20 protein-coding genes are annotated in these 23,372 nt (G+C 63.0%); 12 read left to right on the top strand and 8 right to left on the bottom strand.

Annotation, left to right across the window (positions count from 1 at the left end):
• Window positions 1-166: 166 nt before the first annotated feature.
• Entirely contained in the window at window positions 167-3,091 is a 2,925-nt protein-coding gene (locus tag OCUBac02_RS26610; RefSeq protein ID WP_173050919.1) for a hypothetical protein, read from the bottom strand.
• On the opposite strand from OCUBac02_RS26610, the gene OCUBac02_RS26605 reads away from it, so the two are divergent.
• Together OCUBac02_RS26605 and OCUBac02_RS26600 are read left to right on the top strand one after the other, a co-directional pair.
• On the top strand, window positions 3,082-3,537 hold the full coding sequence (locus OCUBac02_RS26605) for a hypothetical protein (protein WP_173050917.1): 456 nt from the start codon (window positions 3,082-3,084) through the stop codon (window positions 3,535-3,537). The genes OCUBac02_RS26610 and OCUBac02_RS26605 overlap by 10 nt on opposite strands.
• A 258-nt stretch (window positions 3,538-3,795) precedes the next feature.
• Window positions 3,796-4,551 carry a hypothetical protein gene (locus OCUBac02_RS26600; protein ID WP_173050916.1) on the top strand — a complete coding sequence of 252 codons (756 nt, stop codon included), beginning with the start codon at window positions 3,796-3,798 and terminating at the stop codon, window positions 4,549-4,551.
• Window positions 4,552-4,647: 96 nt separating this feature from the next.
• Here the strand turns inward: OCUBac02_RS26600 and OCUBac02_RS26595 are convergent, their stop codons facing one another.
• Complete coding sequence (locus OCUBac02_RS26595) at window positions 4,648-4,974, bottom strand: DUF4031 domain-containing protein (protein ID WP_173050914.1); 327 nt, start codon at window positions 4,972-4,974, stop codon at window positions 4,648-4,650.
• Window positions 4,975-5,407: 433 nt separating this feature from the next.
• Here OCUBac02_RS26595 and OCUBac02_RS26590 point away from each other — a divergent pair, with 433 nt between their 5' ends.
• On the top strand, window positions 5,408-6,475 hold the full coding sequence (locus OCUBac02_RS26590) for a hypothetical protein (RefSeq protein ID WP_173050912.1): 1,068 nt from the start codon (window positions 5,408-5,410) through the stop codon (window positions 6,473-6,475).
• Here the strand turns inward: OCUBac02_RS26590 and OCUBac02_RS26585 are convergent.
• Genes OCUBac02_RS26585 through OCUBac02_RS26570 form a run of 4 tightly spaced genes read right to left on the bottom strand, consistent with a single transcriptional unit; the run spans window position 6,472 to window position 11,184 of the window.
• Entirely contained in the window at window positions 6,472-7,626 is a 1,155-nt protein-coding gene (locus OCUBac02_RS26585) for a hypothetical protein (protein WP_173050910.1), read from the bottom strand. The two genes, OCUBac02_RS26590 and OCUBac02_RS26585, sit on opposite strands and share 4 nt — an antisense overlap.
• Window positions 7,627-7,642: 16 nt before the next feature.
• Window positions 7,643-8,836: a hypothetical protein gene (locus OCUBac02_RS26580; RefSeq protein WP_173050908.1), complete on the bottom strand. Its 1,194-nt coding sequence runs from the start codon at window positions 8,834-8,836 to the stop codon at window positions 7,643-7,645.
• Between the two features lie 10 nt (window positions 8,837-8,846).
• Window positions 8,847-10,016 carry a hypothetical protein gene (locus OCUBac02_RS26575; RefSeq protein WP_173050906.1) on the bottom strand — a complete coding sequence of 390 codons (1,170 nt, stop codon included), beginning with the start codon at window positions 10,014-10,016 and terminating at the stop codon, window positions 8,847-8,849.
• A 31-nt stretch (window positions 10,017-10,047) separates the two neighbouring features.
• Entirely contained in the window at window positions 10,048-11,184 is a 1,137-nt protein-coding gene (locus tag OCUBac02_RS26570) for a hypothetical protein (protein ID WP_173050904.1), read from the bottom strand.
• A 196-nt stretch (window positions 11,185-11,380) separates the two neighbouring features.
• Between OCUBac02_RS26570 and OCUBac02_RS26565 the strand changes: the two genes are divergently transcribed.
• From OCUBac02_RS26565 to OCUBac02_RS26550, 4 genes are all read left to right on the top strand, one after another.
• Window positions 11,381-12,904 (top strand): ATP-binding protein, encoded by a 1,524-nt coding sequence (locus tag OCUBac02_RS26565; protein WP_173051186.1) that lies wholly within the window; start codon window positions 11,381-11,383, stop codon window positions 12,902-12,904.
• Window positions 12,901-13,155, top strand: coding sequence for a hypothetical protein (locus OCUBac02_RS26560; protein WP_173050893.1), 255 nt, complete (start codon window positions 12,901-12,903; stop codon window positions 13,153-13,155). The genes OCUBac02_RS26565 and OCUBac02_RS26560 overlap by 4 nt, the downstream gene beginning before the upstream one ends.
• Before the next feature lie 4 nt (window positions 13,156-13,159).
• Window positions 13,160-13,432 carry a hypothetical protein gene (locus OCUBac02_RS26555; protein ID WP_173050891.1) on the top strand — a complete coding sequence of 91 codons (273 nt, stop codon included), beginning with the start codon at window positions 13,160-13,162 and terminating at the stop codon, window positions 13,430-13,432.
• A 117-nt stretch (window positions 13,433-13,549) separates the two neighbouring features.
• Window positions 13,550-14,074: a hypothetical protein gene (locus tag OCUBac02_RS26550; RefSeq protein WP_173050889.1), complete on the top strand. Its 525-nt coding sequence runs from the start codon at window positions 13,550-13,552 to the stop codon at window positions 14,072-14,074.
• A 3-nt stretch (window positions 14,075-14,077) separates the two neighbouring features.
• Here OCUBac02_RS26550 and OCUBac02_RS26545 read toward each other — a convergent pair whose 3' ends face one another.
• Entirely contained in the window at window positions 14,078-14,395 is a 318-nt protein-coding gene (locus OCUBac02_RS26545; RefSeq protein ID WP_173050887.1) for a hypothetical protein, read from the bottom strand.
• A 212-nt stretch (window positions 14,396-14,607) separates the two neighbouring features.
• Between OCUBac02_RS26545 and OCUBac02_RS26540 the strand changes: the two genes are divergently transcribed.
• The gene (locus tag OCUBac02_RS26540; protein ID WP_244639337.1) at window positions 14,608-15,570 is read left to right on the top strand and encodes an SPFH domain-containing protein; all 963 of its coding nucleotides are present in this window, start codon (window positions 14,608-14,610) and stop codon (window positions 15,568-15,570) included.
• A gap of 251 nt (window positions 15,571-15,821) precedes the next feature.
• On the opposite strand, the gene OCUBac02_RS26535 is transcribed toward OCUBac02_RS26540, so the two are convergent.
• Window positions 15,822-16,151, bottom strand: coding sequence for a hypothetical protein (locus OCUBac02_RS26535; protein WP_173050885.1), 330 nt, complete (start codon window positions 16,149-16,151; stop codon window positions 15,822-15,824).
• 140 nt (window positions 16,152-16,291) lie between these two features.
• On the opposite strand from OCUBac02_RS26535, the gene OCUBac02_RS26530 reads away from it, so the two are divergent.
• The 4 genes from OCUBac02_RS26530 to OCUBac02_RS26515 all read left to right on the top strand — a co-directional run bounded on the left by OCUBac02_RS26530 (window position 16,292) and on the right by OCUBac02_RS26515 (window position 23,372).
• The gene (locus OCUBac02_RS26530; RefSeq protein ID WP_173050883.1) at window positions 16,292-16,948 is read left to right on the top strand and encodes a 3'-5' exonuclease; all 657 of its coding nucleotides are present in this window, start codon (window positions 16,292-16,294) and stop codon (window positions 16,946-16,948) included.
• Between the two features lie 14 nt (window positions 16,949-16,962).
• Window positions 16,963-17,211 (top strand): hypothetical protein, encoded by a 249-nt coding sequence (locus OCUBac02_RS26525; RefSeq protein WP_173050881.1) that lies wholly within the window; start codon window positions 16,963-16,965, stop codon window positions 17,209-17,211.
• Window positions 17,212-17,358: 147 nt separating this feature from the next.
• Window positions 17,359-20,016, top strand: coding sequence for a PD-(D/E)XK nuclease family protein (locus OCUBac02_RS26520; RefSeq protein ID WP_173050879.1), 2,658 nt, complete (start codon window positions 17,359-17,361; stop codon window positions 20,014-20,016).
• Complete coding sequence (locus OCUBac02_RS26515; protein WP_173050877.1) at window positions 20,016-23,372, top strand: UvrD-helicase domain-containing protein; 3,357 nt, start codon at window positions 20,016-20,018, stop codon at window positions 23,370-23,372. The genes OCUBac02_RS26520 and OCUBac02_RS26515 overlap by 1 nt, the downstream gene beginning before the upstream one ends.

Below are 23,372 nucleotides of genomic sequence, written 5' to 3'. Positions count from 1 at the left end.
ATACTTGAGGTCTACGCAGCCTGGGCGCTGCTCGGTCAGCCCTTTGGAAGGCCCGTGATTTCAGCTGGCGAGCACGCTATAAATTGGGGTTGGTATAGTAGCTTGGGGCGAACCGCCGTGCTCCTACCAATGTGCGATCAGGCGATCGGGAGGCCCTCGAAGTGCTTCATGGTACCGGGTGGTAAGGATCGTGAGGGGTATAAACGTAGCGCAGGTCGCCGGCGGCGCCACTGACGCCGATCGGGAGCACGAAATCCGGCTCGACGACACGAGACAACTTCCTGGTCAGATTGGTGCGTTCGAGCGACCAGGCCTTGTAGTAGTGCTCGAACCACAAGGAGCTCGGCTTTCCGAGACGGCGTATGACGTCGAAGCATCCCTCGGCGGGAGCCAGGAACTGCGCCTTCTGATGGAAGGTCGCGAAGACATCCGGGTGGCCGGTCCACGACTCAGCGTCGGGCCACTGGTGGATGACGGTCTCCGCGGCCGTGCGAGCCGTCAGGACACTCCAGCTGCGGGCCTTCTCGATCAGCTTGGTCTTCCCGAGCTCAAGCGTGATCCGATGAACCCACCGGTGAGGCACGAGGCGATCGTCACGTTCACTTTCGGCGGGCGCGGCGTAGATGACGAGCTTCGCATTGCCGGAGAGCACCAGACGCAGCGGCGCGAGCCCGAGCGCGCGAACGAAGGCTTCAGCCTGTACCGTCCTTGAGTCGCCCTCGTTGGCCAGCATGAACATCTGGTCGAGCAGCGACTTCCAGGCCGCAGGCGGGGTGCCACCTTCGAACACCGGTAGCGTGGCGCCTCGCTGGGCCGCGCGCCACGCGATGACGGCCCGCGACACGAGTTCCTCGGCCTTTGATCCGGTCGCGATGTTGCCGTCCGCCAGCGCCTCGACAAGGCGTCGACGGGTATCGGCTTCCGCCACGGCTTCGGCACGCACGAACTTCAGCGCGTGCTTCCAGAACCGGATGTACAGGAGGTGATCGGACCGCGACGCTCGGTTGTTGAGATAGAAAACGAGATCACTCTCGGTCACGGCATCAAGGCAGAGGTAGCCGAGCTGCTCGTGATCCCAGGGCTTCTCCTCCTTGGTGAGGCGTACCTTCGCCTGGAAGCTGCGGTCATCGCCCAGACGGGAGTAACCGCTGACCTCCGCATTGGCATAGAGCTCGGCGCCATCGCGATAGGCGATCACCGGCTCGACAGGGCGAAGCGGCCGATAGCGCATTTCGAAGCCGCGATCGCTTCGAGACGGGAAGCAGGCCCCCGGTGCTGTGTGATCGGTCATGAGGCCGTACCAGGAGACAAGCACACGCGAACCGCTGCGCAGGAAGGCGTTCTTTTCCTTAATCCACTCGCGCACCGACGGACGGCCTTCGCTGAGCAGCAAACCGCTGTCGTCGAACAGGAAGCGGCAGTTCTTCTCCTGGAACCCGAGCGAAACAAATTCGAAGGAGGCGGGCCCCTCGTAGAAGTCGCCGAAGAGCTTCTCGCGATGGTCGAGGCCGCAAGCCAGGATCAGGAAGCGCTTGTAGTGGAGGACCTGAGCCTCGTGAACGGCGAGCTTGTCCGTGTAGGCGACGTCGTCGATCTTCATGTTGGAGCCATCGATGCCCCGGAAGATCGCCTTGTGGTCATCCGTGTTCGGGAACAGCCGCGCCGTCGCCAGATGGCTCTCGACCGGCGAGACGACGCGGTGAATGCGCATGCCGTCGCGGACAAGCATGAAGACCTCAGCATTGGCCTCATTCATGGCCGCGCTGATCAGAGGGTGGCTGTAGTCGATGTGCCGGCGCGTTGTCGCCATCACGAGAACGCAGCGCTCGGTCGGAAAAATCTGCTCGACCAGGCCATCGTGTTCGCAAAGGGCGCGGAAGAACTCCTCCTGCCGGGAGACGTCGAACTGATGGTCGACGTCGAGATAAACAGACAGCTCCTCGTCCATGAGAAGCTTGCGCTGGACAAAGGTCAGCGGGACGTCGCGGGGTGCGCTCCGGCCGTCGCGGATCAGGCGAACGGAGACGTTCTTGCCGACGTATAGGTCAAGCGTCTCGATGCCCGTCATCATGCGAGCGACGTAGGATCGGACGTCCTCGGTCCTGGCGAGCGCCGCCGCCGCCTGTTCCTGGAAATAGGGCGTCATCGCGGTCACGGCTTGCCCGATCTTCTCGGTTCTGTCCTTGACCCAATTAGCTCTGATCGTCGCGACCTGATGTTCGCGCTCAGCCGCGACCTTGAGTGCCTCGATTTTCTCGGGCGTGATGCCTGACTGTAGCGTCTCAGCGAGCGTTCCGGTCGCGACACGCTTCAGTTCATGGCTGGACGCCGGCGAAACAGCGACCGCTTTCGATCCGCTGGCGCCGGCCGTGGCCGGCTCCGACTTCGGCTTCTGCTTGGCGAGCTCACTTTCGACGACCGCCGCGAGTACTAGCGGGTCGCGCTGGCCGTCCAGCAACTCCTGCTGGAGGTCAAAAATCTTCTGCTGAGCGTCCTTGATCTCACGCTCGCGGATGGCCTCGGCGTCGAGCTCGGGCACGAAGCGAGAGAGGAAGTCGTCGAGCAGGAAGCGGTGCTCTTTGAGCCTGATCCATTGGCGCAGCTTCTTGCCTTCGGTGCCTCGCTCAACCTGGACCTGATGGTCATAGTGAGACGGGTGCGGCCGCAGGATGATGGTGTGCGGAGCGTCGTGGGCCCAGCGGATCGAAGTGATCAGGAGGACCATGCCCTCAGTGATCGCCTCTTCTGGGATTGCTTTGACCGCCTTCCAGTACTGGCCGGCCTGCAGAGGCTGCGACCGCGTCAGACGCTCAACGGAAGGCTCCTCGGAGGAAACCTCGATATCACGACCCACCACAAACCACTCCGTCGACCATACGCGTTGTAGGAGGAGATAGCACCGGCACACAAGAATTCGGTGAACCGGCAAATTCGAATTGTAGGATTCTCCCAGGAATCGTGATGATGATCCTTGGTGTGATCCTTCTTTTGCCCCTCGCTTGGGCTCGCAGTGATCCACACAAAGGAATTTCACCTCAAGATCAAATCCCCCATCAAGGAATGAAAGGCGTGGACGGAGCGATGCGCGCACAGCGAGGACGCCAGATTGACCTGATCGAGCGCGCCGGCGTTGCAAGCGCGCAGGTCAGGAGTGGTTCAACCTGCGATCCCGTCGTCCTTGCGGATCTTCTGGACGGGTTGGTTGCCGCACTCCCGGAAAACGAGGCTGCGCTGGCTCTCAGGGCGGCTGAGCGACGCGAGCGTAAGCTGCAATCGGAACTCGACCGAGCAATTGGAGCGTGCCGGTCCGCCTGGCAGTCCATTGGGCGCTTTCCCGGATCCGTTCACGATCGTGCCATGGCGCGCTTGGAGCGGGTGCTGTTTCCGGGAAGGCATCCCGACTATCCGCAGCTGGATCCGAAGCTGCCGGCTCCAGAGGCGTTGGAGAAGCTCATAGCAGATGGCCTTGCTGCGCTGAGGCCGCCGGCCGCGATCGCGCGCGACATCGCCAACCTCATCGACGGCGGAACGGCCTAATGGCGTCGCGGCGAGACCGGTATCAGGAGCTCGGGCCGAAGATCCTGGTCTACGGGTTCGAAGCGGCGATGACCAAGGTCAGAGAGGTCTGGCCGGAAGCGTATCAAGAGGGCTCGACAGGATTTGAGCGAACCTGGTGGAGCGCAAGGGAGCTCGTCGGACATCACTGGCCAGTCCGGGCCCGGGATCCAGAGAGGCTATGGCTTCGCCTCAAGCAACGAGTGACGTTATCGTAGGGCAGGAAGGCGGAATCGGTTGATGGCGCTGAAGATGACAGGGGCGGACTGGAAGGCCTTTATGGCCGACGTTCGCTATTGGCCGGAAGACGGATCGCGCTGGGTTGATGAGTGGCTCCTCCGGTTCCGCGGTGTGGAGGTCGAGGATCTTGGGGAGGACCAGGTTGAGGATGCCGACGAGATCGTCGTGCTCTCGGGCTGGGTCAGGGCCCCGGAAGAGGGGTGCCAGATCCCTGGGCATTACGACTTCCTCGAATACGCCCGCGACTTCATGAAGCGCCGGAACACGATCGCAGCTGCTGTCTCGATCCCGCTTGCGAACGTCGGGGCCGCGGTCGACGCGGCGAAGGCTCGCGGCCTGAAGCTGGAACTGCCTTTTGACAACGCCGCGGAGCTGCGAGCGGGGAAGCTCAAGCTCGCGGGTGTCGACTGGCTGGATTACCTCGCTTTGGAGCCCCCGGCATGGCCCGAGGGCGGCTATATCGAGGACTGCGAAGGGAAGATCGACGGGATCGCCTCGTCCGACGTCTCCGTTGCGACTGTGGGGCCTAGCCAGATCGTGCTGGTCGAGAGCGGAGCCATTGTTGTCGAGGGAGCCGAGGAGATCGATCTCGTGTCGCATCTTCAGGCCTGGATGCGGGGGAGACCCGCTCGGACCGTTATCGTGAGCTACAAGCGCGACCGGCAGTCCAATTTCGATGCCTGGATTTCTGAAGCAGAGGCAAGCGTGCGGATCCCGCCAGACCGGGCTTTATCTCCCCAGCCGCCGGTGGTGTAGAACCTGCGCTTTTCGCCGCACATTTTTGGAACAAGCACCCCGAGGAGGCATTACCCCCCGTTGCCACGCCGACTAGGGCCTCAGCTCCGCCGCGAGCTACAACGGAAGGGAATGTGCGTGCCGAGCTTCTGCGCGAAGTTGGCGCCGAAGCGCCACCGCTGTCATCGGGTCGCCGAGGCTACCCGTATCCCTTCGGTTGGCGACCATGCAGCCAAGCTGGCGAAAAGTGATCCCGATCGCTCCACTTCGAAGCGCCATCTCCCTGGCGCCTTTGCTCACATCGTAATGATCGCCCTGAAACCAGCGGCGCGCGATACCGAGCCGATCGGCCATCTCATGGAGTTCATGATCTGTGTCAGCGATCATATGAAACATGATCATGCGGCCGTACCGTGCTGCCATGTCGTCGACATAGACGGTCATGATTACGCGGCGACTCCAACATGCTGGCCCGCTGCGATTCTGCACTGAGCAGTCGCAAATTACCAAGCCGATGGGTTGCTGCGTGTGCGAACGCGCTGCGGCTTTGCTAGTGGAATCCCGCAGTTGTGTGTCGACGCGCGCCAGCACTTGCGTCACACTTCATATTAACTATCGGGAAGGTCAGTTTAGAACCTCTCTGGAGAAACGCCTCCATTCAATGGATGGCGGTCATAAGCTGTTGATAATTCACGCAGCTATCTGTACGCCGACGAAAAATTAGGTTGGTTCCTGTTGGAACCTCTTTGAATAGAGCGCGTACTGATAGTCGGATCCTGGAGGCGCTGGACTTTAACATATGTGAGTGACGCACGCCGTGACGCATATTCCGAAGAAGAAAATGTGATGTCTACAAGAATCGCCAAAGGGGAAATCGGTGATCGGCCGTCGTAACGACGACAACGGCAAGGTGCCTGTCGCAGGCATCGTCGGGGTTCCCGACGTCATGCGCGTTTGCGACGATGAGCTCGCTGCGGCGGCAGACGCGATTCTGCGCGCTGGGCAGCCGATAGAAGGCTTTCGGCTCCGTCGAAAACTCGACGAGCTTCAGACATCTCTTTCGGAGAATCCCACGCTGCTGTACGCGCTTCGATCGCGTTCGCCGCGCCCCCACTCGCCAAGGAATTTCCGGGAGTCTCTTGAGCTCGGGTCGATTTCGGCCTTCCCGGACGCCAACGTCGCCATCGTCAAGTTCGCATCGCATATTTTTCATCGGGACCGTCACATCGCGATGCATGCCTCCTCGCCCATGATTGGTGACATCCCGATCGCGGAGCGGCTGCTCCACAAGCGGCGAGCGATTAATTCGGCCGCGCCCGGTTCGTGGTCGGCAGCGAACCGCGTCATGGGGCTCATGGGATTTATGCTTTTGCCGGCGTCCCACTTCCCGGAGCGTAGGCTGGCCACCGCGCTGCGCGACGGCCTGGTCTTCGGGGAGGTTCGCAACGATTACGGTGGCCAGGATGGAGCGGCCTGCTGCAAATCGACGGCGCGGGAAATCACTCCGAGCGGCGAGATCGAGCATCCGGTGCTGGACTGCCCATTTTCGATCGATGCGGAGGGCACGACCTGGGTCTTCAAAGTGGATGCGCTTCTCCCAGTCGAGGCGATGGATGCCGGCCAGAGAGCTCTTTTCGAGCGGCTCAAGGAATTTGAGGATCAGCACGGGCGATTGCTTGAGATTGCCGGGATCGGGTGCCTGTTCCCTCACCACGCCGAGTTCGCCATCAACTACCGGTCTGGCTCAGGTCTGTATGACCAGATGAACCGCGCCCGCGAAGAGATGATCGACCTGATGATGAGCCCTGGCATGGCACAGGCGATGGGTAATAGCCGGTCGCCGGCAACCCGGCCGCCGTTGACGCCGTTGATCACTGACACCGCTATGGAGAGCGTGAATCAGCTCATTCGGGCGGTCGGCGTGAAGCCTACCGGAATGCGCTAGATCTGGAGCCCGGCGAGCTCGGGGTCGTCTTCGGGTGCAACACGCTCCCGGAGGTCGAGCGATTTGGATTGCGCCATCAACGCATGGGCGTGAACGCCGAAGACCTCGTTCGCTTCTTTGGCATCCCGGGGGATTAGCCCTCCAAGCCTTTCCAGTAGGTCGTAGAGCGGCTGGGCATGCCCATCGACGGCTGACCAGCGTCGAGCTTCCCTCCGCAGCTCCATCCAGCACAGGAGAGCATCGTCAGGCAGATTGCCGAAGCTCGATCCGCAGCCTGCGATGCCATAGCGCAGAGCAGCGTATCCGAGATGGACTTGGTCCAGCGCCAGGAGTTCCGGCTCAGCGTGGTGGATCTCCACCGGAGCCATCGCCAGGATGTTTCGATGGCCGCGGCCTTGCAGCTCGGAGGTGAAAGCCTCGAAGGCTTCTGTGTCTGTGAGCGGAAACCAGACACGCCCCGGAAAGGGGGCGGCCTTTCTCTCGACACCCACAGCTACGTCGCGGAGTTCTTTCGCGACCCAGTAGCCTGGGGGCGCCGTTCGGGTGTGCAACCGACCATCAATGATCAGGAAGTTGTCGCGTACATAGTGCTCCATCGTCGCGCGGTTCAGTTCGCGATCATCGCGGATCATCTCACGGACGTTTACGGGCTCACGCAGCACATTGCCGGGCATCGCAGCCGGGCCATCGACGGAAAGGACGATCAGTTCTTTCCTCCGCAGCTGATGGGCTGCGTGTTCGTCAAGCCAGTGGAGGAGACCACCAGGCGGGAGCGAGGCCCCGTCCTCGCTGACGTAGCTTATAAGCTCTGGAGCGTCCTTACCGCGCAGCCTGTTGGCAGCGAGATCCGGGTAACGCTCTCGACTGTCGCGTGCGGCATCAACCCAGAGCGCGCCGCCATATCCCTTAAGTTCGATGCTGTTCGAGACGACTGGCAAGCGCGGGTCCTTCCCGAACATGTCGATCGCCTGTCGATCTTCATGCTGTCGGCCGTCGGGTGTGATTTCCGCAAACAGCGCAGGGGTGGCGTCGCTCGCCGATATCTCCGCAATCTCCACCTCGATAGGGTCGACCACCAGGTCCGTCCGCTCGAAGCGTGCGCGAGCTGCTACATGCGTGACGGGTGACTCGATCGTGACGTGAACCTTCATGCCGCCCGATTAGCCTTCAGAGCGAGAGCGCGGCAAGCTCGATGTCGTCGACGGGCCGGACCCGCTCTCGCAAGTCGAGGGTCGGCGCCTGTTCCAGGAAAGGGAGACACTGCATCGAGAGCTGGTCGAAGACGAGGCTGCCGATCTTCTCCTGTCGCGGGATGGCGTCCCGGAACTCAACGAAGGCCTCAATGATCTTGCGCGGATCCCCTTCTACGGGCGACCAGGAATCCGCCAGGCGCCGGTACTGCATCCATTTTTCGAGGCATCGGTCCGGAAGCTCGCTGAAGCCGTCGTGAAGCCGATGCAGAGAGCGCCGCAACGCCCTGATACCCAGATCCACCTTGTCGATGGCCATGTAGTCCGGGTCGACGGACGTCGCCTGGATATCTCCGCCAAGATAGTCAGCGACCTGGCGAGCACGTCCGGCGAACTTCTCCGACATCTGCTTAACCTGCTCGTACTCGTCGAAGCGGAAATAGGCCCCACTGGCGAGCGCATCTGATCCTCGAATGTGGTTCTTCATCGCGAACCATCCGTTCTCGCGGCTGAAGGAGCGAGCCGGTGGGGGGACCTTCATATGAAGGCTTCCGTGAGCCCACAGGAAATGGTTCTGGACGTAGGTCCCGACATCGCTGCGCGCCGCATCGAGGCCGCTGGAGATCATCTCCTTCAGCGGGCGCTCCAGATCCTTCGAGCGCCCCGGCATGCGGGCTTCATCGGCCTGGCGTAGGACGATCAAGTCTGCGCGTGCATCCTGCCTTGGGCCCCAGCGCCGCCAATGGATCGCGCCGGCCTGCGGTTCGCTATCTGGACGGGGCGAGCTGTAAAGACGGATGCGACGCTCGAAGTCGGGGTCTCGGTAGATGTCTCCGCCCTCGCGCAGCTGCGGGCCGTCAATATCGAAGAAGCGTTCGGACGCGGTGCGCCAGGTGTCTTCCCACAGCGCGCCATCATGGCCCCGGAGATGGATGCCCCCACTCAGCCGACCAAGGCAGTCGACGAGGTTCTGTTGCTCAGCGCGCTCGCGGTAGACCTTGAGGGCATTCTCCGTAGGGTTCCTGGCGACGAATGCATCAGGCGAGTGGAAGCCACCATTGAGCTCCCGGATATCGATCTCGCTGGTCGCGTAGAGGATCTCTTCGCGAGGCTTGCGGGCGCCGCGAGGGATGTATCGGACGGGGTATTCGAACGCGACGGAGAACTTCATCGGGTCGGTCTCAAAGCGTCAGGTTGGCGAGTTCCGGATCATCCTCCGGCTTGATCCGAGGCCTGAGATCGAGCATCGGCATGAGGGCGCAGAAGGCCTTGAAGTCAGGGCCGAGTGCGGTTTTGACGTTGTTGGTCTTTGGGACGGCCTCGATGAAGCTCTTCCCAAGCTCGTGGATTTTCCCTGGATCTGCGTCGATCGGGTCCCAGGCGTTGATCGCTCGGCGAAACGCCTTCCAGAGATGGAGCGTCTCGTCCGGAAGGTCAGAGAAGCCCGTGGCCGCGAGGGTGAGCTTTCCCTTCAGCCCCTCGATCGCGAAATGCACCTGGTCGATCGCCAGATAGGAGCGATCGGCCGCAAAGATCTCCACATCCTCGTAGAACGGCGTGTAGTGTTTTGCTGCCGAAATATGCGGGATGATCGCCTCGAAGCCGGCCTTGTCATCGATGCGGAACAGGACCCGGCCTGGCATCGGCTTCGCTGCTCGCAGGGCGCTACGATAGACGCAATTGGGCTCGGCGCCCACCATCCAAACCGGAGGCGGCGTAGCGGCAAACAGCCGGCCGTCCTGAATGACAAAGTTCTTCTGCGCGTAGTCGGTGACCTCCTCGCGAACGCGGTCGCGTTGGTCGTCGATGATCTCGGCGATGTTGTCGGGGCGGGTGTATTCCGCGCCTTCGATGGTGGCTGCGCCGTCACTGCGCAGGATCAGGACGCGCTTGCGGCGGTTGTTGTCCTCGTGCGTATCGAGCCAGTGCAGAAAACCGCCGGCGGGGTGGGCGCGTCCGTTCTTGGAGACGTGGTCCTTGATGATGCGGCTGGGAAAATCGCTGCCGTAGTAGCGTTCGTCTCCGAGCCGAAGGACGTCGGCAAGCAGGTCAGGCATCTGTGTCCGGCTGTCGCTCGCGCAATCGGCCCAAAGCTTTCCGTCGAATCCGCGCAGATGCATGTCGTTGTTGAGGAGCGCAATCTGCTTTTTCTCGCGATTGAGATAGCGCTCGCGCTGCTGCTGGTACCGGTCATAAGGCACGAACCGCGCGCGGAAGGCCTCGTCCTCATCGAAGCGAGTAATTTCCGGGATCTCGACGTCGAAACGGTCCGCCAGCGTAACGGTGCGCGACAGGCGTGATTTTGGCGTCCGATATTCCAGGGTGTAGGGCGTGGAAAGGCTGAATTTCACGGTCGAGATCCTCGATCGGGCATAGGAACGTTTAAAGCGCCGGCGAAGGCGCCTCGAGGACGGGGCGGTTCGAGAGATCAAACGTCTTCATCATTCTCAAAAACGCGTCGAACTGCATGTTCGACATTCTGGTGACGCTGTTGATCTCGCGCGGGATGCTTGAGTGGAAGGCTTCGACCGCCGCGAGGATCGCAGCGGGGTCACCCTTGGCGTTCTTCCAGGTGGCGGCTGCATGCCGAAGCTCGATCCATCGATCGATGCTTTCGTCTGGGAGGTCGCTGAACCCCTTGGAGAAGCTCGGCAGAGCCATCTTCAGACTCTCGATGGCGAGATCGACCCGATCGATGTCGAGATATGCAGGAGTCATTTCGCCCGGCAAGTGGGCAAAGAAGTGGTCTTGAAAGGACTCTTCGGCCGTTCCGTACCGCTTCATGTAAGCGATGAACGCCTCCTCATCGTCAGCTCGGAAGTGAACGAGGGCAGGTCCTGGACTTGCCTCGCGCTGGGTGGTGGAAATCCCGTTGCGCCAGGCGCGGCGGCCGGCAAAGGCGGGCGGATTCGTAGCGATGTGGAGCTTCCCGTCGACAACCATGAGGTTCTCTTCCACGAACCTCCGAGCTCGTGCCTGGCGATCGTCATCGAGGCTGGTGATGATCCGGCAGGGGCCACGAGGCCCATCCGTTTTTCCTGCTGGATTCCGGGCGCGCCCTTCCAGGTTGATCGACAGGACCTCTCTGGGATTGCCGGGCATTCTCGCGAGAAACCCGCGTTCCGGCAGGGCATCGGGGGATTGGGGCCAATAACGCTCAGCGAAGTTTGTTCCGTTCACACCCGCGAGATCCACGCCGTCGGCAATCCGCGCATTGGAGATCTCGATAAAATTGTGATGCGCCTCACGGGCGCAGTCGGCCCAGAGCCGCCCTCCGTGGCCGACGCGCCGAATCTCGTCCCGGTGGGCCTGCGCTACGGCCTCAGGAACCCACCAGAAGCGCCTCTGAGGAACGTTCGGGAAGTTGAGCTTGACGTTGATAGCCTCGGCATTGTCGGGGCTGGGAACCTCCGGCACCTCCACCTCGATCGACCGGCTGAACATCTCGGTGCGCGGCTTCCTCGACCCTTGCGGGACGAAGGTGATCGGCACTTGGTAGGCAACGCTGACGACGGCCATCGAGAGAGACTCCTTTCGACCAGACTACAGCCAGCGTTTGCAAGAGACATCTTCGAAGCTCTTTTCGCTCGATCCTTTCCACCGTGCCAGCAATCTTCCTTCAGCACATGGATTCGGTGGACGAGCAGTGGCGCGGTCCTTGATCCGAGGTGCCAATCCCTTCCATCAAGGTGTGGTAGTGAATTCGAGGGTTGGAATGACAATTGCTGTCGAGCTCGGCGTGAGCAGTGCCGCTGGCGTCGCTTCAGGACCGGCCACGATCGATATCGAGGAGCTGCTGGCGACCCGCCTGCTCGTCCAGGGCAATTCCGGGTCCGGCAAGTCTCATCTCCTGCGCCGCTTGCTGGAGCAGAGCGCGCCCCATGTGCAGCAGGTCATCATTGACCCCGAGGGCGATTTCACCTCGCTTTCGGACCGCTATGGGCACCTCGTCGTCGACGCCAATCGCTCCGAAGCCGAGCTCGAAGCGATTGCTGGTCGTATCCGCGAGCATCGCGTCTCCTGCGTGCTCAACCTCGATCAGCTGGAAGTCGACATGCAGATGAAGGCCGCGGCGGTCTTTCTCAACGCGCTCTTCGACGCTCCCCGCGAGCTCTGGTATCCAGCGCTCGTAATCGTCGACGAGGCGCAGCTGTTCGCGCCGGCGGCCGCTGGCGAGGTCTCTGATGAAGCTCGAAAGATATCGCTGGGTGCGATGACGAACCTGATGTGCCGCGGCCGCAAGCGCGGCCTTGCCGGCGTGATTGCAACGCAGCGGCTTGCCAAGCTCGCCAAGAACGTCGCGGCGGAGGCCTCGAACTTCCTCATGGGCCGCACTTTCCTCGATATCGACATGGCGCGAGCCGCCGACCTCCTCGGTCTCGATCGCCGGCAGGCGGAGATGTTCCGCGAGCTGCAGAAAGGCCAATTCGTGGCCCTGGGTCCCGCGCTTTCGCGCAAGCCGCTGCCGATCCGCATTGGATCGGTCGAAACCCATGCACGGGGATCGACGCCGAAGCTTACCCCGCCGCCGGTTCCGATGGGCGATGAGGCGCGGGATCTCATTCTGGCTGCCCTGCCTACCCCGGCGCCGCGGGTTGCTCGCCGGCCGCCGCCGCCGGCCCAGTCCACGGACGATCTGCTGGCCGCTGTCGAGCGGGAGACCAAGGTCGAGGAAGCTGGCGACGGGGAAGCAGTGGATGAGGTCAGCCAGGTCGATAACGCGGCTCGTGAAGTCGCGCTGCGGAACATCCTGGCCACCATCATGGGTGAAACGGACGCCTCGTTTAAGGCTGAAGGTGTCCTCTACCAGGATTTCCTCGTGCACTGCCGCATTCAGAAGGTCGCGGGGCCGAAGCCAGATCTCGGCGCCTTCAGGAAGCTATTGACGGTGGCGCGTGCTGGAATCGATGGCTCGGCTACCGAGAACCCCGACATGGAGCGGGCGATCACCTTCGCGACAAGCGAGGTGCCTGAGGAGCTGCAGTCTATCTATCTGACGCTCGTGAAGGCGGCCTCGGACGGGGAAAGCTGCCCGACCGATGCGGATCTCGCCCGCGTTTGTGGTAGCCATTCCGCTGGTCGCGCGCGCTCTCGGGTGCAGCAGCTGGAACAGGGTGCCTTCATCACGGTTCGCAAGGATATGAAGGGCCAGCGTATCATCGCGCTTCCGGATTTCGGATGGGAGACCAAGCCCGGCAATCCAGCCGGTCCGGCGCGTGCGATGGCGGGGGCAGCATGACTGAGCAGAGCAACAACCCGCCGAAGCCCGAGCGCTGCTCGCCGGCGATGGCTCGGGTCCTTATCAACCTCTATCAGGGGCGGCCGGCCTGGGGACACCTGAGCGGACGCTCCATGTACGGCGGAGCCGGCCAGACCGAGCGTGCGCTGCGCCAGCGCGGCTGGATCGATGCTGAAGGCGCGCTGACCGAGGCCGGGCGCGAGCGTGCGGCTGATCTGGTTCCAGCCGCCCCGTCTGGTTTCAGGCTTTAAGGCGATGGCGTACGGCGACTACAGCGGCCCTGACAAGGCAGACAAGGGCAAGGAAGGCGGGAGTTGCAATCGCAGGCTCTGCCAGTGTGCGCCAGCTCGCTGGTACAACCACGGCAGCTTCGCCTGGTATTGCGACGACTGCCGGCAGGCCATCGAGTTCGACCCGGTCAATAAGCGCGACTGGGACCGGAACTGGCTTCCACGATGCGGGCACCCGATGTTCGAGACGCGCGAGATGATGGACCGGCGGGCGTCGATCAACGCCGTGCCTGGATGACGATCGGCCAAGGACTGGCATTCCAATCCATGCTCTGGTAAAAGGGCCGCCTCGAAGGAGACCGCCATGAGCGAGGCCAGCGTCTTCCGTTAGGGACCACCCTGACGGAGAAAGACCATGCATACCCAGAATTGGAGCGAGATCGTCACCGTAGAGGTGCGCGATCGCACCGGCTCGTCCGCTCGCTTTGAGAATCTCGCCGACGCCTTCGCCTGTCTCGGATACCGGCGTTTCGTTGCGATCCTGCTTGATATCGAGCGCCCGCCCTCCCCTCTGCTTGAAACCGGTCGCGCCAGCGTTCGCGACGAGATGGGGCTCGACATCCCGACCTGGTGCATTCGCGCCGCGCTGGGCGATCGTCTCGCGCCTTCGATTGGATATTGGTCCTGGAGCAGGAATGCGGCGATGCCAGCCTTCCGTGGCGGGCCTGTCCCGTTTACGGGCCGCCGCGGCGGCTACGCCTGGCACCGCCCCATCCGAACCACTCAGGAGCGCCGCTACCTCGCCGGGACCAAGGTCGATGGGGAGGCAGTTCGCCAGCGCGCTGCGCGGCACTCGATCCCCTCTGACTACGACGACATCCCGCGCCATTGCGAGCGCAGCTGGAAGCGCCACCGCCGGACGCAGTGGCGCGATTCATGAGCCCTACATCCGAAAGGACGGTCCGACCTCAGGAACGTCGATCTCGGTCTGCTCGGCCAGGGCTCGTGACAGGTCGACAGCGCCGATCAGCTCCTCCGGGAGTGCGGCGCCGAAAGCCTGGTTCAGGTGCTCGAACAGATTGTTGGCCGCGAGCATGATCTCGATCGTGTCGAGGCCGTCGGCGCCGGCCTCTGACCAGGCGGCGACCTCCTCCGTGAGGATCGCTGCGCTGGACGAGACCATGTCGGGGATCGAGTCGAAATCTTCGATCAGATGGGTGATGGCGTTGGCGGCGTCGTGGACGAATTCGGCATTGAGCATCTTGGGTCTCTTGAGCCGTTTGAATCTCCCGGCCTGAAAGCCACAACCGCGTTTCCAATTCGTGTTTTGGAACCCCAAAGAGCGCACGGATGAGGCATCGAGCACTTCCGCTGCCGAAGGATTGAACGTGGGTGAATAAAGGAAAGGAGAATTGAATCTATTGACCCGGGCGAGTTGGTACCCATTTATGATATCAGAAATCCATCACGGTGATGGATTCCTTCCTTGAGGATTTCATGTCGAGCGACCATTCGCGTTCCTATCAGCCCATCATCGAGAAGGCGGTTCTGAGCCTATCGGGCTTCCTGGCGCTGGGCGTGGCCCTGCTCATCGCGGCGGGCGCGGTCTACATCTACGGGGCGGAGGCGTTGTACTCTTTCCAGGCGGGCAATCTCGGTCGCATGCTGCCGGCGGTTTTCAAGATCGGCGGCCTGTGGGTCGTGGCCTTCTTCCTTCTCAGCGGATGCTACACGCTCGAACCGAACAAGGTTGGAGTGACGACGTTCTTCGGTCGCTACGTCGGCACAGACACGACGGAAGGTTTTCGCTGGCAGCTACCATTTTTCCACGTCGCGATCGTCTCTCGCCGCATCGTGACGCTGGCTTCGGAGGTTCTCAAGGTCAACGACCTCAACGGCAATCCGATTGAGATCGGAGCGGCGGTGACGTGGCGCGTGGTCAATCCTGCGAGCGCTCTCTTTAATGTTGAGGACGGCGAAGGAATGGTCCGCCTGCAGGTCGAGACTTCAATCCGGAAACTTGCGAGTAGCTATCCGTACGACGACCACGAAGCCGACGATTCCAAGACCACGGATACCGTTACCCTCCTGGGCGGCGGCGACACGGTCTCTGCTGAATTGGTGAAGGAGTTGTCAGAGCGACTGGCTCAGGCCGGCATCCTTGTCGAAGAGGCGAGGATCACGCACCTCGCTTATGCGCCCGAGATCGCAAGCGCCATGTTGCGCCGGCAGCAGGCCAAGGCGATCGTCTCGGCACGATCGAAGATCGTACAAGGAGCGGTCGAAATCGTCGATGAGACGCTCAAGGGACTTCGCGACAAGAAGATTGAGATCGATGAGGATCGCAGGGCTTCGCTTGTCTCCAACCTTCTGGTCGTGTTGGCTGCCGACAAGGATGCTACTCCTGTCATCAATGCCGGCAACGTGCACGGGTAAGGGCATTGGGCGGACAAGGCAGACCGACCATGGGAGAGCGCGAAGCGCTCTCCCTGCGGCTTTCCCCCGAGGTGGTGAAGGCTCTGAAGCGGTGTGCTGAGGATGACCTTCGAAGTGTCAATGCGACCATCGAGGTGATGGTGCGGGAAGGTCTAAAGCGCCGTGGATATCTGAAACCACGTCAGGCCACTGATCCGGCCTGACGTCTTCGCCTGCGGCCGCCGGACGACTGGGGCCCCGGTGGCTTCGAATCACATCATCCGCGGTAGCGCGGGCTCCGGGTCATTGACAACGAAGCCCGCGCGCTCCGCGAGGTCGACCAGGTCCTTCGACAAAGTGAAGGCTTGCGTGATCTCCGCCGGCGGCTCGTCGCCATGGGCCACGATCATCGAACCATGGATCTGGTTGACAGCGATCAGGGTCGCGAGGCTGTCGCCGAGCTGGCCGCCGGCGGCCTTCCAGTCAGCCGAGGCTTCCTTCAGGCCGGCCAACGCCTCAACAATATGGTCGTCATGCGGACCGCTGTTGTCGAGCGTCTCGGTAATGGTGCTGACGGCTTTTGCGATATCGTTCGCGAGCATGCTCGATCTCCTTGATGGGAGCTCGATGGTGGGTTTCGCCGGTGAAAGTCACAAACCGACGATCCACCGAAACTTATCCCGGAGGATGGAATCTCACGTCAGAGAATGTCAAGAATTCCCAGAAATGCAAAGGATTTGTCGTGAATCTTGCTGATATCGATCGCGCCGAGCGGTTGGTCGTCATCGATTTCGAAGGCACCGGAAACCGGCCCAAGGTGAGGATCGAGATGATCCGATCGCCGCGATCGGTTCGTCTCCCTGGCGTGATCATCGAGATTGGCGCGATCGAGCTGCTGCGGACAGGTGACGGCTGGAGAAAAGGCGAGAGCTTCTACAGCAAGGTAAACCCCGAAGGACCGGTGAGCCACGTCGCGCGCGGCATCCACGGTATCACCGCCGGCGAGCTTCGCAAGGCACCGCGGTTCGCAGACCTGCACGAACGCTTCTTCGCTTTCCTCGGGGAGAGAGATCCGATCGTTGCTCACGCGATAGACAACGAGCGAGAGCTTCTTTCGCACGAGCTCGCGCGGATGCGGCTTGGGCAATGGGGTGAGAAGCCGCTGCCCGGCCGCTGGCTGTGCACGCAGACGCTATTCGCAGAACTGTTTCCGCGCGCCCCCAAGAGCCTCGATGCAGTCTGCGACAAGCTCTCTCTGGATCGGAGCCATCGCCAGGCCGCGCACGGGGCACTTCTCGACGCGGACCTGACGGCCGACGCCCTGCTGGCCATGCGCGACATTGTTTCCGCCGGCTTCGAACCGGAAGAAGCTGTGCGTTGGCGCTACGCGCGGCGTTGAGGCATGGTCGACCAATGCTGAAGATCGTCATCCTCGTTGCTATGCTGCTGCCAGCGTCTGCGCAGGCGGCGGGCTACTGCCTGCCGCAGAATGGCAAGGACAGGATCGCAAGGGACGGGATCTGTCCGACCGGATACTTCGGGAGCGGCGATTGCTGCGAGGCCTTCCGCGCAGACACGAAGCGCGCAATCCCGAAGATCGAAGGCAAGGCGTGTCCAGCCGGATTCTTCAAGAGTCAAGCCTATTGCGTCAGTTTTCACTGAGCCGTGGTGGATAGGCCGTCTATCGCCCTAGACCTTCTGCCGAATTTGTCGCTGCATACCCAGTCGAAAGGGAGCGTCGCTGCTGACATCTCCTGACAGGCCGATCGATCAGGCTTGAGTTCGAGAAATGCTGGGGGATAGCGCAGGATGCGGTCGACGATCATCACACACGGTCAGCTCGCGAGCCGGGCTTTGCGTGTGGAGTTGGCGAAGCAGGGCAAATTTGGTGTCCTGGTGACCACTTTCGAGGGTTTGGCGGCGCGTCTCGCCGGCGGCTTCACGCGTCCGATCGATCAGGACACGCTGCGCAAGGCGCTTCAGAAGGCGTTGCCGGCTACCGACCTCGGTGAACTCGACGCGATCAAGAACCTGCCTGGCATGGTGGGAGCCGGGGCCACTACGCTTCACAAAATCTGGCGGGCCGGGATCGATCTCGAAGCCCGTGCGGGCCATTCTCGGATCGATGCGGTCGCTGCACTGCAGGCGGCCGTTCTCGAAGAATTGCCGCAAGGAATGCTCCCTCCCGGCTTGATCGTCGAGCGAGCCAGGACGCGCCTGCAGCAGGCGGCGAAGATCCTCGGGCCTATCGAGGTGCGCGGCCTGACCGATATGTCGCCCTGCTGGCGCCCGCTGCTTTTGGAGCTCGCCGAGCATGTCGAGGTTCGCTGGGTCGCCGGGCCGCGACATGTACCTGACTGGCTCGAAGGCAGCCGCGTGATCATCGAGCGCTCGCCAAGCCTGAATCCAACCCTTCAGGCGATCAGCGCATCCACTGCGCTGCATGAGGCGATCGAGGCGCTGCGTTGGGCGCGCGAGCTGATTGCCTCGGGACGCGCGAAGCCTAACGAGATCGCGATCGCGGCCGCCAGCCCCGCCGACTATGACGACCACTTCTTCACCCTGCGGGCCGACGCCAATCTCGATTTGAAATTCGTCCACGGCACCAGCGCGCTGGCGAGCCGGGATGGTCAGGCCGCCGCGGCGCTCGCCGAGATCCTCGTGCGCGGTATCACGCACTCGCGCATGCGCCGGCTTGCTTCGCTCTGCCGCGGGAGCGGCCTTTTCGAGACGCTTCCCGAGGGATGGCTTCGTGTCATCCCGGAAGACGCACCGATGGCGACGCATGCCTCCTGGCAGAGGCTGTTTGCCAATCTGAAGGCCGCAAGCTGGCCTGACGGGGTCGACCATACCGGGGAACTGCGCAAGCTCGTCGAGACCATCACCGGTCCGCTGGCCGAGGCCGAGGAGATCGGTCGTGCCGTGCTGCCCCTGTCTGCGCTTGCCATCTGGCGGCGCGGCGTCGAGGCGGGCCCGGTTGTGGCCCTGCCGCTCAACCTCGAAGGTCTCCGCTGTCTCGACGACAGCAAGGACGCGCCGTCGGCCGTCGCATGGATGCCGGCCTCCGCCCTCGCCGCAGCACCCCGCCCCTTTGTTCGGCTGCTCGGTCTGACCTCGCGCGGCTGGCCCCGCATGGGGAGCGATGACCGGCTCCTGCCCGATCACGTCGTTCCGACCAGCGAGCTCTCGCCGCTGTCGATCGGTGTCGCGGATCGCCGCGACTTCGACACCATCCTCGCGACGACGGCGACCGAGCTGGTGCTGTCGAGGCCGCGCCGCGACGGCGAGGGACGCCTTCTCGGCAAGAGCCCGCTCCTCCATGGTCGGACGCCCGCCGAGACGTACCTGCAGCGCAACGACGTGCCCGCGCATGCCATGAGCGAGGTCGATCGTCTGACGGCCAGGTCCGCGGAGTTCCGCATGTCGCCGTTGGCGCGCTCTGCGGAAGGCTGCTGGATCGACTGGTTCAGCGAGGAGGTCACGGCCCATGATGGTCTGATCCGCGCGCATCACCCCATGATCGACGGCCTGCTCGACAGGATGCAGTCGGCGACCAGTCTCAAGCGCCTGCTGCGCGACCCGCTCGGTTTCGTCTGGCGCTACGGCTTCGGGTGGAAGACGCCTCGCGTCGGAATCGATCCGCTCACGCTGGACAATCGCGAGTTCGGCGAGATCCTGCACGGAGTGCTGGAAAAGGCCGTCATCGACCTCGAGGCCGAAGGCGGATTGATCAACGCCGATGCCTCCACCGTCCAGGCTGCAATCGATCGCGCCTTGACGAGCACCAGACGTCGCTTCGAAGCGGAGCGCGCTGTTCCGCCGGCGGCGATTTGGACGCGGACGCTCGCGGAAGTGCGGGGGCTTGCGGTGGCGATCGTGCGTCCTGAGGACGAGGTCCCGCTTCCGGAGCAGCGCAGTTTCGCCGAGGTGCCTTTCTCTCGCGAGGATGTCGATGCCTCGATCGCGCTGCCCTGGGATCCTGCAGAGGCGGTCACCGTGCCGCTCGCAGGCTTCCGGATCACCGGTGCGATCGACCGCCTCAATATCTCCGGTGACGGATCGAAGGTCAGGGTCAACGACTACAAGACCGGCCGGCCTCCGAAATCGGCGGATGAGTATGTTCTCGACGGCGGGAAGGAGATCCAGCGCGCGCTTTACGCCTTCGCGGTGAAGCAGCTGCTCGGGTCGAACATCGAGGTCGAGGCGGCGCTGAACTTCCCGCGGCACGGCCGAAGCCTGCCCTTGGCCAACGCCGACGAGGTTCTGGAGCAGCTCTCGATCTTCCTCGCCGCTGCGCGCTCCAACCTTCAGGGTGGTCAAGCCCTGCCCGGGCCAGACACCCCGATCGCCTACAACGATTTGCGCTTCGCTCTGCCGGCAAACGCCGCGAAATCCTGGTTCAGGAGGAAGCAGGCACCGGCGACCCTGGCGCTCGATGAAGCGGCCGCCATCTGGGAGGTCAAGTGATGAACGCCCCTGTCCGTATGCTGTCGGATCAGCCGCAGCGCCTCGCCGCCATGACGGAGCATGATCGCTCGCTACTGATCGAGGCCGGCGCCGGTTCCGGAAAGACCGCCGTCATGGCAGGCCGCGTGACCATGCTTCTGGCTGAAGGCGAACTGCCGAAATGCATCGCGGCTGTCACCTTCACCGAGCTCGCGGCAAGCGAGCTGCTGGCACGCGTTCGGTTGTTCGTCGAGCGGCTCGTGGCAGGCGACGTGCCGGTGGAGCTCAAGCTCGCGCTCCCCAGCGGACCGTCGGCGATCCAGATCGAGAACCTGCGCAATGCGCTCGATACCCTGGACGAGCTGGTCTGTTCGACCATCCATGGCTTCGCTCAGCGGCTGATCAGCCCCTATCCGGCTGAGGCCAATATCGACCCGGGCGCGGGCGTTGCCGACCGCAACGATGCCGAGCTTGCTTTCAGCGACCTACGCGACGCGTGGATCCGCGAGCGTCTGGGCGAAGGCGGTAGCGAGTTGCTGATCGAGCTCGTCGGCATTGATCCGGGCGAGACTGTTGGATCGATCAATCGTGTCTCGGATGCGATGCGCCAGCGGCGCGATGTGCTCCCGCCGCCTGTCCGCCCGTTGGTGGACCTGGTCGATGGGTTCGTCGCCGCGGTCGCTGGCTTCCGGAGCTTCATCGGCGGTCTCTCAGTGTGGGACGCGGATACGCCGCTCTGGGTCGCCGACCTGGAGGATATGGTCGACCAGGCAGCCGCCGCGCGCGATGCGGCTGGTGCCCATGCTCTCGCCCTGCTGATCCGCATCGAGCCCTCTGATCGGATCGCGACCAAGTCGGGATCTTTGAGGGCCTATCAGCGGAAGACAGGCTGGAAGAATGCGGCCAAGGCCGGCGGTCTCTCCGCAGCCGAGGCAGATCGTCTCTTCGCCGAAGCAGACGGGCACTACGCCGCCTGCAAGGACGCCTGGGGCGCGCTCATCGTCGGCGTCGGCGCGCATCTCCTCGCCGCGCTGATGCAGGAGGTCCGGCCGCTCCTCCAGCGCTTCCGCGACTATAAGCGCGAAGCCGCACTGCTCGACTTCGACGATCTGATCTACGCGGCCCGTGATCTCCTGCGCGATCACGAGACGGTCCGGGTGGCCTTGTCGCAGCGCTACCGCCGCGTCCTCGTCGATGAGTTCCAGGACACCGATCCGCTCCAGGCAGAGATCTTCTGGCGTTTGTGCGGTGAGGCGCCGACGCCCGAGACGCCGTGGCAGCAGCGGGTTCTCCGGCCGGGCGCCCTCTTCCTCGTGGGGGACCCCAAGCAGGCGATCTACCGTTTCCGAGGCGCCGACGTGCGTGCGTATGTCGAGGCGCGCGAGGCGATCGCCGCGCAATCGAGCGACGATGTGCTTTCGATCGCAACCAACTTCCGCTCGTGCAAATCGATTCTGGAGTTCGTGAACGGCAGGTTCGAGACGCCGCTGTCGGTCGAGAATGCCCAGCCAGGCTTCACCGCGCTCGATCATTTCCACGACGATGTCGGTAGTCATCCTTGCGTGACCGCGCTCGACGTCTGGGTGGACGACGACGCGAATGCGGACGCTATCCGCAACGCTGAGGCCGAGGCGGTTGCTGAGACCTGCGCAAGGATGATCGGCAGCGCCGAGGTCACCGATCATCTGACGGGTGGCAGGCGCTTGTGCCGGGCCGGTGATATCGCGCTTCTTGCACCGACCGGAACGGACTTGTGGCGCTATGAAGAAGCGCTGGAGCGCTATGGCATTCCCGTCGCAACCCAGGCCGGAAAGGGGTTCTTCTGGCGGCAGGAGATCCAGGACCTGATTGCCGTCACCCGCGTCCTGGCAGACAGCCGCGACACCCTCGCCTTCGGCGCGCTGATGCGTGGTCCGGTCGTCGGGCTGACCGAGGAGGAATTGCTCGACATCGGCTTCGCCCTGCCGGAGCGCGAGAGCGGCCATGGCAAGGAACGCTTCTCACTGCGCACTGAGCCCGAGCTCGTCACTCATCCGGTCGCCAGGGACGTTCTGGAGCGTCTGCAGGGCCTCTGGCGCCGAAGCAACGCTACCACGCCCTACGACCTGCTCTCACAGGCGGTGGCGGAGCTCCGTATCCGTCCGACGCTGCTCGCCCGTCATAAGGGCCAGGCCGAGCGCGCTCTCGCGAATGTCGATCTCTATCTCGGCATGTCGCGAAGCTACGTTGCTCGCGGTCTGCGGGCCTTTGCGGAAGCGATGACGACCGCCTGGGAGGATGAAGAGCGGGCTGGCGAGGGCCGGCCAGATGCGCAGGAGCAGTCGGTTTCCCTGATCACCATGCATTCCAGCAAGGGGTTGGAATGGCCAGTCGTGATCCCCGTGAATACGTCGACTGGGCTGAAGGAAGGCGTATCGACGATCATCAGCCGCGAGACTGGTCAGCTCTACACCAAGGTCTTCGGGATCGCACCCGACGGCTTCGCAGAGGCAGCCGAAGGCGAGAAGGCCGAGATCACGCGCGAGCGTGTTCGTCTCTGGTATGTCGCCGCGACGCGTGCCCGTGAGCTTCTGATCGTGCCGCGGCCGTCTTCCGGGGTGGCCAACGGCACCTGGATCGGGGTGGTCGACTTGGCATTGGGTGATCTCCCGGCTCTGGATCTATCGGCCTATGAGCCCGAGCTGCCGGCCTCGGCTTCGCCGCGCGCGAACCAGCAGACCCGCGATGTCTTTGCCGACGAGGCATCTCGCGTGGTGGCCGCTTCCAGGAGCCTGCATTGGAAGTCGCCGTCCAGGCATGAGGATGCAGACAAGCCCGATGCTATCGACGAGGTCGCGGTCGTTGTCACCGCTGCGGAAGATGGCGATACCACAGCCGCAGCGCCTGCGATCCAGGGCGGACGTATTCGCGGCCTGGTGATGCACAAGCTTGCCGAAGAGATCCTGACCGGCGAAGTCGCCGAGGAGGCAGTGGCTCTGGAAGCCCGGGCGCGGGAATTGCTGGTCGAGCTCGGCACCACCGAGGCGGTAAGCGCAGAAGAGGGTTTCGTTGCCTCGGAGATGGCAGGCGCCGTCCTTCGCGCGCTGCAACTGCCGGAGATCCTCGCAGTCAGGGATCGCTTGGTTCCTGAATGCCATGTCTACGCCTTCGCGAGCGATGGCAGCGTCGATACGGTCACCTACGGCATCGCCGATGCGATTGCCTTCGACGGTGCGCGCCCGACGCTGGTGATCGATTGGAAGAGTGATGTGAATCCAGATGCAGCGACGATCCTCGCCTATCGAGGCCAGGTCGGAGATTACCTGAAGGCGACGGGCGTTCCTGTCGGTCTGATCGTGTTCCCGACCACCGGCCGGGTCGAGCGTGTGGCGGCGTAG

The sequence above is a fragment of the Bosea sp. ANAM02 genome (genome assembly GCF_011764485.1).
Lineage (GTDB): Bacteria > Pseudomonadota > Alphaproteobacteria > Rhizobiales > Beijerinckiaceae > Allobosea.
This window is presented reverse-complemented; position numbering and strand designations above follow the sequence as displayed.